Source organism: Nocardia sp. NPDC051030, assembly GCF_040683015.1.
In the GTDB taxonomy this organism is placed as follows: domain Bacteria; phylum Actinomycetota; class Actinomycetes; order Mycobacteriales; family Mycobacteriaceae; genus Nocardia.
Map to the genome: position 1 here is coordinate 700,099 of NZ_JBFBCD010000001.1, position 8,745 is coordinate 708,843.

Sequence of the window (8,745 nt, forward strand, 5' to 3'; positions counted from 1 at the left end):
GGTCAGCGCAGGCTGCCGAAGAACTCGCGAATATCAGCGACCAGCAATTCGGGTTCTTCGAGCGCCGCGAAGTGGCCGCCGCGATCCACATCCACCCAGTGTGTGACAGTGTTCGACTGCTCGACATAGCGCCGAATCGCGACATCGTGCGCGAAAACTATGACGCCGGTGGGCACCCCGGAGTTGACGGGGATCTCACCCCACACCTGCTCCTGCGCGTATCCGGCATACCCGGACGATCCCGCCGTGCCGGTCAGCCAGTACAGCATCACATTGGTCAACAGTCGCTCCCGGTCGAGGATCTTGTCCGGCAACACATTTCGCGGGTGCGTCCACTCCCGGAACTTGTCCATGATCCAAGCCAATTGCCCGACCGGTGAATCCACGAGTCCGTAGGCGAGAGTCTGCGGGCGCGTGGACTGGATCGAGATATACCCGAACTCCTCCCGCATGAAGGCTTCGATCCTTCGCACCCGATCCCGCTCGAGATCGGTCAGCGAGGCCATCGCCTCCTCCGAAAGCGGCAGCTGCGGAACAGCTCCCGTCCCACCATTCACATGCACACCGATCACCCGATCCGGCACCAGCCGCGCCACATCAGGGCTGATCCCCGCCCCCATATCCCCACCCTGCACCCCATACCGCTCATACCCGAGCCGGTCCATCAGCTCAACCCAAGCCCGCGCAACCCGCTTGGTCCCCCACCCGGAATCGGCGACGGGCCCGGAGAATCCGTATCCCGGCAGCGCCGGAATCACCACATGAAATGCATCCCGCGAATCCCCGCCGTACGCAACAGGATCGGTCAAAGGCCCGATCACATCCAAGAACTCCACAATCGACCCCGGCCACCCATGCGTAAGCAACAACGGCGTGGCCCCGGGCTCATCCGACCGCACATGCAGAAAATGAATCCGCTGCCCATCGATCTCAGTCATGAACTGCGGCACCCGATTCAACTCTGCCTCGGCCGCCCGCCAGTCGTATCCGGCACGCCAGTAGTCGACCATCTCCCGCAGCCAATGCACCGGCACACCGGTATCCCAGTCGTCCCCGGGCAGCGGGGCAGGCAACCGCGCATTGTCCAGCCGTGCCCGCAGATCATCGAGCTGCTCCTGCGAAATGTCGATCCGGAAGGGAGTGATCTCTGTGCTCATACGAACCACTCTAGGATTCATCTAGGTCAGGCCGAGTCCTAGTTCGCCCGGAACATCCAGTGCGACTTACCCTCGGACGGCTCGGCCTTCGGCCATCGCTATTACTAACCGCACCGGTCAAAACCAGCGTCTCGGCCGCTCGTGTCCGAAGCGCACGGCAGTACGGATATAGCGTGGTTGCGTCGCCGGACGTACCCGACGTTGGCTCCCCAGCCCGGAGCCGTCACCTCTCGTCCCAGCCTGGCTGGAAGGTTGTGGTCCCGTTCCGGGACCAACCCCAAAGAACAAGACCTGAAAGACCAAAAGACAAAGACGCCCGGACAAGAAGGGCCAAACCTCAAAGAACTCGAGACGCCCCGCGCCGTGGAGGTCTCCCCCTGACTTGCTGCGCTGCGCGTCCCGGACCTCCCTACACTTCGCATCCAGGCGTCGCTGCGCTGCGCCTCGCATCCCAGGCCTCGCTGCGCTTCGCATCCAGGCGTCGCTGCGCTGTACTTCGCATCCCAGGCCTCGCTGCGCTTCGCATCCAGGCGTCGCTGCGCTGTACTTCGCATCCCGGGCGTCGCTGCGCTGCGCTTCCACCGACTCGGTCTCGAACGGGGCCGGCGGGTGCGTCGAGCTGCGGGTGGCGGGCGTCGAGTTGCGGCTGGCGGGCGGTGAGGGAGCTGTGGTGGCGGGATTTCCGGCGTGTCCCCACCACCACAGCTCCCTCACCCCTCCGCCCGGCGTGTCGGGCCGCGCCACGCCGGTGTCGGGGTCGCCGGTTCATCGAGTGGGACATGAGCCGGGGTTTTGTCCGGATCGACCAGCCTCATGTCCCACTGAACGTGTTCCATCCCCGGGATGCGCGATCGGAGGTGCCTCCCCGGTAGCGACACGCTGGGGCGGTCGGTGGGGAAACCCCTCGAGGGCTTGCCCGGCAAGGGAATCCAGCAAACCGGGCATGAACCCGCACGGACCGGGGCGGGCCGGGGCGGGTGTCGGTGTGTTACGGCGTGGCGGGTGGCCCGTTCATCGAGAGGGGACATGAGCCGGGGTTTTGTCCGTTTACCCCAGCCTCATGTCCCTCCTGAACGTGTTCTACCCCTAAGACGCGCAGCGGCGGGGCCATCGGAGGCTTCACGGCTGCTCGTTGGGGTTTGTTCTTGTCTTGTATCTCTTGTTTTGTCCCTTCTTGTCCAGGCGTCCTTGTCTTTTGTCTTGAATCTCTTGTCTTTTCGTGTTTTGTCTTTGGTTCTTGGTCCCGGAACGGGACCACAACCTTCCAGCCAGGCTGGGACGAGAGAGGGCGGCTCCGGGCTGGGGAGCCAACGTCGGGTACGGCAGGCGAGGCGACCACGCTATATCCGTACTGCCGTGCGCTTGGGACACGAGCGACCCGAGACGCTGGTTTTGACCGGTGCGGTTAATGAAAGCGATGGCCGAAGGCCGAGCCGTGCAAGTCCTACCGCGCCGAATGCGGGGGGACGGCGGCTATGGCTTCGATTTCGCATACTGCGCCGGGGATTCCGACTCCGGCTACTCGGGCGACGGTGATCGCGGGCGGGTTGGGGCGGGATCCCCAGACTTCTTGGAAGGCGGCTACGCCGTCCTGGAGGGGCTGGCCGTCTTCGACGAGGATCGTCCATTTGACGACATGCTCGATGCTCGCGCCTGCCGCGGTTAGGCAGGTTTCCAGGTTGCGGAGGGCTTGCACCGCTTGTGATTTCAGGTCGGGGCCTACGAGTTGGCCGGTGCTGTCTATGCCGTTTTGACCGCCGACGTAGATGGTGTCGGCGGCGGCGGAGACTCGGACGGCCCAGGTGAAAGCGGGGTTGGTGGGGAGGGAATCGGGGTTTATGTGGGTGGTGTGCGCCATGATCGGAGCGTATCGACGACTGCTGACACGATCAGCTCGAATCAGTCGGTGATCCGGGTCGCTTCGGGGTTGGTGGCGTCGCGGACTGTGCGGAGGCCCTCGATGAGGTCGTCGAGCTGGTCGGGGGTGAAAAGGCCGGTGAACCAACGGTCTACGCCTTCGATGTAGGCGGGGAGGACACGCGCTACTCGGGTGGCGCCAGCCGCGGTGAGTACTGCGTACGAGCTGCGGCGGTCGGTGGGGTCCGGTTCTCGGCGGACGAAGCCGTTGCGCTCCAGGCGATCTACCAGGCGGGTGACGCCGCTGGTGGAGAGTTTGGTTTGGACTGCCAGGTCGGTCATGCGGAGTTTGCGGCCTGGGGAACGGCTCAGCCTCAGCAGCGCGTTGAGGTCCAATCCGGAGAGGCCGTTGCGTTTCCAGGTCGGCTCGAGGCGGGCGACGAGGCCGTCGTGGGCCTCGTACAGGAGGCCGATGGCGGTCAGGCGGGGGTCGTCGAAGAGATGCTTGGGATCCACGGTGACCAGCGTAAACCAGACGCTTGCAGTGGGGATAGTTGACACGCGGAACATTTGGAGTAGGTTTTTGCTCGAGCAATATTCCGCACGGCAAGTAAATGGGGTTCGCGATGTCAACGACACTGCAGACGCAGCACTGGGTTGCCGGTTTTCGTGGCGCGCTGGTGAATCCGGGCGAGGAGATTCGGCTGGCTGAGCCGCGCGCGTTCGGGGACGAGACCCTGCGGCAGGTGCTGCACTTGGCCGGTGGCGGGTCGCACGTTCGGGTGCGGTTGACCAATCGGTACTCGAAGGATGAGCTGGTGATCGGGGCGGCGCGGATCGCGGGGCGCAAGAACGGCAGTGAGATTCTGGCCGAGACCGATACCGTGCTGCGGTTCGATGGCGCGGAGCGGGTGCGGGTTGCGGCGGGGGCCGATCTGGTCAGTGATCCGGTCGAGTTGGCGGTGGCGGCAGGGTCCGATGTGCTGGTGAGCGTGTATTTGCCGGAGGCGACGGGATTTCCGGCGTTCGCGCAGATTCCGGTGGAGTCCGGCTGGATCGCGTCCGGCGATCGGACGGGCGACGCTGCCCTGTCCGATGCCGAGGAGACCACTTCGCGGTTTCTCCTCACCGGGGTCGACGTCCTTGTCGACTCCGAAACTCCGGTGCTGGTGGCGTTCGGCGACTCCTGGTTCGAGGGGGTCGGGTCCACGCTTGGCGGCAATGCCCGGTCGGTGGATGTGCTGAACGAGCGGCTTGCCGAAGCCGGTATTCGCGGCTGGGCCGTGAACCAGGGCATCGGCGGGACCCGGCTGCTCACCGATCAGATCGGCGAGCACGGGCTGGCCCGGTTCGAGCGGGATGTGCTGTCGGTGCCGGGGGTGAAAGCCGTGTGGGCCAACTTCGGGATCAATGATCTGATCCTGACCGGTGCGGCCACACCTGAGCAGCTCATCGCCGGATACAAGGAGCTGGCCCGGCTGGCGCATGAGGCGGGTCTGCCGATCTACGCCAACACCATCGGGCCGTTCGCGGGCACTATCTACCCGGGTCTGAGTCTGGCCGAAGGCAATCCGATTCGCCTGGTCGTGAATGACTGGCTGCGGGGCAGCGATATCTTCGACGCCGTGTTCGATGTGGCTGCGGCGGTGGAGGATCCGCAGGCCCGGGACTTCATTCGCCCCGAATTCGACAGTGGCGATGGGCTGCATCTCAATGATGCGGGGCATCGCGTCATGGCCGGAACGGTGGATCTCACTGTGCTCGCTCGGGCGCTCGGCTAGAGCAATCGGGGTCCGGCGGCTTGCGCCTGCCGTAATCCGTTGGTCCACAGATTGTTCGCCACATCTCGGCCGAGGCGGACGCCACCGATGTTCTGTGAAAGATCCATGGCACCACCGGCATCGGTGGCGAAGGCGTCGAAAGACCAGTGCACGCCGAGTAATACGCGGCTGCGGCCGTTCTCCTCCATCATCTGCCACAGTCCGCCGGGGAATGCGCGGAGGTGGCGGGTGCGGACCGCGCCGTGATTGTCGGTGGTTTCGCCGTCGAGTTCGTCGGACCGGAAGCCCAGTCCGTCCGCGAGATCATCGGGGCCATCGGCGGATACGGCGAAGTAGCGGCGGATGGTCTGGAAGGCGGCCGCGCCGAAGGTGGCGTGGCCGGAGGGGTAGGACGGGAAGGGCGGGGTGGCATTGACCGCGATCTCATTGCTGCGCGGGGCCCCGAGTGGCTGCCAGCCGGGATCGCAGTCGGGGTCGAGGCTGTGGCCGGGGATGGCTTCCGGGCCCATGGATGGGTCGTACTCGCGGATGCCGAGAACCGGTCGCCAGAGGTTGTGCCGGTATTTGTCGTCCCAGCACAGGATTCCGGCGTCGGCCATGGCGGCGTTGACCAGTGCGAACAGTCGCGCGTTCTCCTCCACGTCGAGTCCGCGATCGGCGGCGATCTCCCGGGTGATGTGGTTGTACAGGCGCGGCGGCGTGCCGATCTGCTTCGCACCGTCGTACGCCCAGAACAGTCCGGTCAGGGTTTCGTCGGCGGTGCGGGCGGTGAATCCGGTCGGCAGCGCGGCAAAAGACTCCGGGGTGATGCCTTTGGCTCGGACGTCTCGCAGTGCGGCCAGGTAGCGCGGGTCATTGCCCTTGGGTGGCGCGTCCAGGGTGTAGCGACTGGTCACCGCGAAGCAGTGCGATCGCGCGCCGTAATGCGGTGCGTAGTAACCCTGTTTCGGGTTGACCGGGTCGGGCCGGTGATTGGGCGGGGCGATATCGGGCTCATAGTCGACGTCGTCCAGGCTCGGATCGCCACGCCGGGCCTTGAGGATGATGCGGGCGATGGCCTGCCCCTGCGTACTGCCGCGGCCGGTGCCGGGGCCGTGCAATCCGGATTCCCGCAGCGCCCGGTCGAGCCGTGCGGTCTGCGCCGGATACAGCGCGGACAGGGTGGTGTGGGCGGCGACGGCAATGGCCGCGTCGGGTGATGCGCCATTGGGGGCCAGCGGGGGCGCGGTCAGCCAGGTGCCGTGCGGTGCGCCGAGAATGCTGAAAATCGCGTCGTGCATGGCCAAGTGCACGATGGCCAATGCGCGTGAACTGCCGACGGGACCGCGTGCCCCACGCCCGAAGCCCGCGGTGGGTTTGATTTCGGTGTGCGCTATGCGGTCTGACTCCAGCGCCACCGCATTCCAATACAAGATTTGATCCACGACTCCAGAATGCGCAGTCCGGCCGTGGATTTCGGCAGTAGTGGGCTACCCGAATTCAGGGGTGCACGTACCCCTTGTGCGAGTAGCCGTGAATCTTCTTTGATGAAGGCTCGAGTCGCAGTTCAGCGCGGTTTTACGGCGGCAAGAAGCTCTGGTCCGTGGGTGGTCAGGCGCTTGACTCCGAGGCGGATTCCGACCACTGCAGCAAACACCCCCATAAGCAGACCGACCGGTAGTGCGGCCCATTGCACGAATGGATTGTCCAGCGCCGCACCGACTATCAGGATCACCAGCACCGGCACCGAAACCACCAGTTGCCCGATGCCGACCGTCAGCTGCATGAGCAGTTTCGAACAGCCCGGGTTACCGGATCCGGCGAACGGGTTACCGCGTTGCGGCGGAAGGGGATACGGCGCGTAGGTGGACAGGAAGGACACGCCCGCGATACCCACGCCGAGCAGCACCGGAAGGACGGACAGCACCCACGGATACATGTCCGCATGTCCGAGCGCGCCGGGCAGGATCAGCGAGGCGATCAGGGCGACCGGGCTCACCAGCAGCAGCCAGGCGAACACCCGGCCGCGCAGATCCGCGCTTTCCGCGCCGGGCGTGACAATCGTTTGCCAGACGGCGGTGCCGTCGAATCCGTAGAGGTTGCTGGCGGCCATGGCGCCCAGCCACACCACGAAACCGCCTGAGAACGGGATGGTTCCGGTGCCGCCGTTCTGAATGCTCAGGAAGATCGGCAGCACGAAACCGATGAGCAGCAGCGGCAGCAGTGCGGCGCGGCGGCGGCTGTCGCGCCACCAGGTGCGCAGTTCCTTGGTCATGACCGCACCGACCGGAGTGGCGGGGATGAACCGGTCCAGGAGACCGGCACTGCTGTCGAGTACCTGGTCCTGGGGTGCGGGCGGGGTGGTGAGGCGACGGTGCAGGAGCACTGCCCAGGCCTGCCACAGCACTGCCGAGAGCGCCGCGAGGCCGAGTAGCGGCAGGACGGTCCAGACGACATCGCCACGGTCGGCGGCTTCCACGGCAGCCGGGGCCCAGCCCGAGGGCGCGATGCGCAGGCTGTTCGCGAGCCCGCTCGGCGCATCCTCCAGCCCCGGGCCGAGATGGGTGACGAGCAGGTTGATCGGGTAGTACGCCAGGCCGAGGATTCCGGCGAACAGCACGCCCAGATCCTTGCCGCGCCGCGATCGCATGGCCGCGCCGAGCCAGGCCACCACAACCCGGGACAGCAGGACCACGAAGACCAATTGCAGGACAGCGCCTATGGCGGCAACCAGCATCGCCCCCAGGCCGATGGACCCGGCCAGCAGCACGAGCCCGCCGAAGGCGATCAGGTTGATCACCGCGGCGGGCCCGACGAAGGCCACCGCCGCCAGACCGGTGGCCAGCTGCCGATCGGTCAGTGGCAGCAGCCGGAACTGTTCGGGCTGAAGGGTTTCGTCGCTGCTTCCCGTGAGCACCGGCCCGCAGAGCCAGCCCAGCGTCCAAGCCGCGTACAGCGCCGCGGCGATGGTCACTCCCCCGTGCACGCTGTCGTGCCCGGCGGCGATGATGAATGCCGTGATGAGGGCGGCGATCCCGCCGATCACGCAGCCGATCCAGAAGTTGAGTGCCGCGCGTCCCTCGCGCATGGTTCTGGCGGTGATCCGCCAGCGCATTCGTATCAGGACGCCAACCACGACAGCCCCTCCTCGCCGCCGATCCGGCCGCCCACCAGGCGCACGAACGCCTCTTCGAGGGTGCCTTCCCCGCGGACCTCGGCGAGGGTGCCGCCCGCCACGACCCGGCCGTGGCTGATCACCGCGACTCGGTCACAGAGGTTTTCGACGAGAGTCATCACATGGCTGGACAGCACGACCGATCCCCCGGCGGCCACGAACCGCTGCAGGATCGTGCGAATCGTGGAGGCGGACACCGGATCCACGGCTTCGAATGGCTCGTCCAGAACCAGCAGCTTGGGTGCGTGCAGCAGTGCGGTGGCCAGGCCGATCTTCTTTCGCATACCGGCCGAATAGTCCACCACCACAGTGTTTTCCGCTTCGGTCAGCTCGAGCACGGTGAGCAGCTCATCGGCTCGCTCAACCACTGTGGCCTTGTCCATGCCGCGCAATAGGCCGGTGAAGTTCAGAAGTTCACGGCCGGTGAGGCGTTCGGGCAGAGCGAGTCCGTCTGGCAGCACTCCGACAACGGTTTTGGCTCGCACCGGATCGGCCCACACATCGATGCCGAAGATCCTGGCCATGCCCTGATCGGGTCGCAGCAGTCCGACCGCCATCGACAGTGTGGTGGTCTTGCCCGCACCGTTCGGCCCCACCAATCCGAAGAACGACCCGGGTGGCACGGCGAGGCCGACGCCTTCGACAACCCAGCGTCCGCCGAACTCCTTGAACAGCCCTTGCAGCTCGAGTGCCAACAGCCCGTCGTTCGCCACAACCCCTCCTCAGCACGACCGATGCTTTTGCCTCACGATACGTGCCGGGACCCGCCGCGGTTCGATACCGCGGCGGGTCGGGG

Annotated in this window: 7 protein-coding genes; 1 reads left to right on the forward strand and 6 read right to left on the reverse strand. The window is 66.0% G+C overall.

Annotated features, from left to right (window positions below; genetic code table 11):
- Nucleotides 1–2 precede the first annotated feature (2 nt).
- The 3 genes from AB0N05_RS03230 to AB0N05_RS03240 all read right to left on the reverse strand — a co-directional run bounded on the left by AB0N05_RS03230 (nucleotide 3) and on the right by AB0N05_RS03240 (nucleotide 3,530).
- Entirely contained in the window at nucleotides 3–1,157 is a 1,155-nt protein-coding gene (locus tag AB0N05_RS03230) for an epoxide hydrolase family protein (protein WP_364686930.1), read from the reverse strand.
- A 1,444-nt stretch (nucleotides 1,158–2,601) separates the two neighbouring features.
- Nucleotides 2,602–3,015, reverse strand: a complete 414-nt coding sequence (locus AB0N05_RS03235) for a RidA family protein (RefSeq protein WP_364686932.1) — start codon at nucleotides 3,013–3,015, stop codon at nucleotides 2,602–2,604.
- A gap of 41 nt (nucleotides 3,016–3,056) precedes the next feature.
- On the reverse strand, nucleotides 3,057–3,530 hold the full coding sequence (locus tag AB0N05_RS03240) for a MarR family transcriptional regulator (RefSeq protein WP_364686934.1): 474 nt from the start codon (nucleotides 3,528–3,530) through the stop codon (nucleotides 3,057–3,059).
- A 110-nt stretch (nucleotides 3,531–3,640) separates the two neighbouring features.
- Between AB0N05_RS03240 and AB0N05_RS03245 the strand changes: the two genes are divergently transcribed.
- The gene (locus AB0N05_RS03245; RefSeq protein WP_364686936.1) at nucleotides 3,641–4,795 is read left to right on the forward strand and encodes a GDSL-type esterase/lipase family protein; all 1,155 of its coding nucleotides are present in this window, start codon (nucleotides 3,641–3,643) and stop codon (nucleotides 4,793–4,795) included.
- On the opposite strand, the gene AB0N05_RS03250 is transcribed toward AB0N05_RS03245, so the two are convergent.
- From AB0N05_RS03250 to AB0N05_RS03260, 3 genes are all read right to left on the reverse strand, one after another.
- Entirely contained in the window at nucleotides 4,792–6,219 is a 1,428-nt protein-coding gene (locus tag AB0N05_RS03250) for a hypothetical protein (protein ID WP_364686938.1), read from the reverse strand. The two genes, AB0N05_RS03245 and AB0N05_RS03250, sit on opposite strands and share 4 nt — an antisense overlap.
- 122 nt (nucleotides 6,220–6,341) lie before the next feature.
- Nucleotides 6,342–7,910, reverse strand: coding sequence for a hypothetical protein (locus AB0N05_RS03255; RefSeq protein WP_364686940.1), 1,569 nt, complete (start codon nucleotides 7,908–7,910; stop codon nucleotides 6,342–6,344).
- Nucleotides 7,895–8,662, reverse strand: coding sequence for an ABC transporter ATP-binding protein (locus AB0N05_RS03260; RefSeq protein WP_364686942.1), 768 nt, complete (start codon nucleotides 8,660–8,662; stop codon nucleotides 7,895–7,897). The genes AB0N05_RS03255 and AB0N05_RS03260 overlap by 16 nt, the downstream gene beginning before the upstream one ends.
- Nucleotides 8,663–8,745: the final 83 nt, after the last annotated feature.

Coding starts and splice junctions, on each gene's coding strand:
- AB0N05_RS03230 (WP_364686930.1), bottom strand. CDS start 1,157: ATGAGCACAGAGATCACTCCCTTCCGGATCGACATTTCGCAGGAGCAG.
- AB0N05_RS03235 (WP_364686932.1), bottom strand. CDS start 3,015: ATGGCGCACACCACCCACATAAACCCCGATTCCCTCCCCACCAACCCC.
- AB0N05_RS03245 (WP_364686936.1), top strand. CDS start 3,641: ATGTCAACGACACTGCAGACGCAGCACTGGGTTGCCGGTTTTCGTGGC.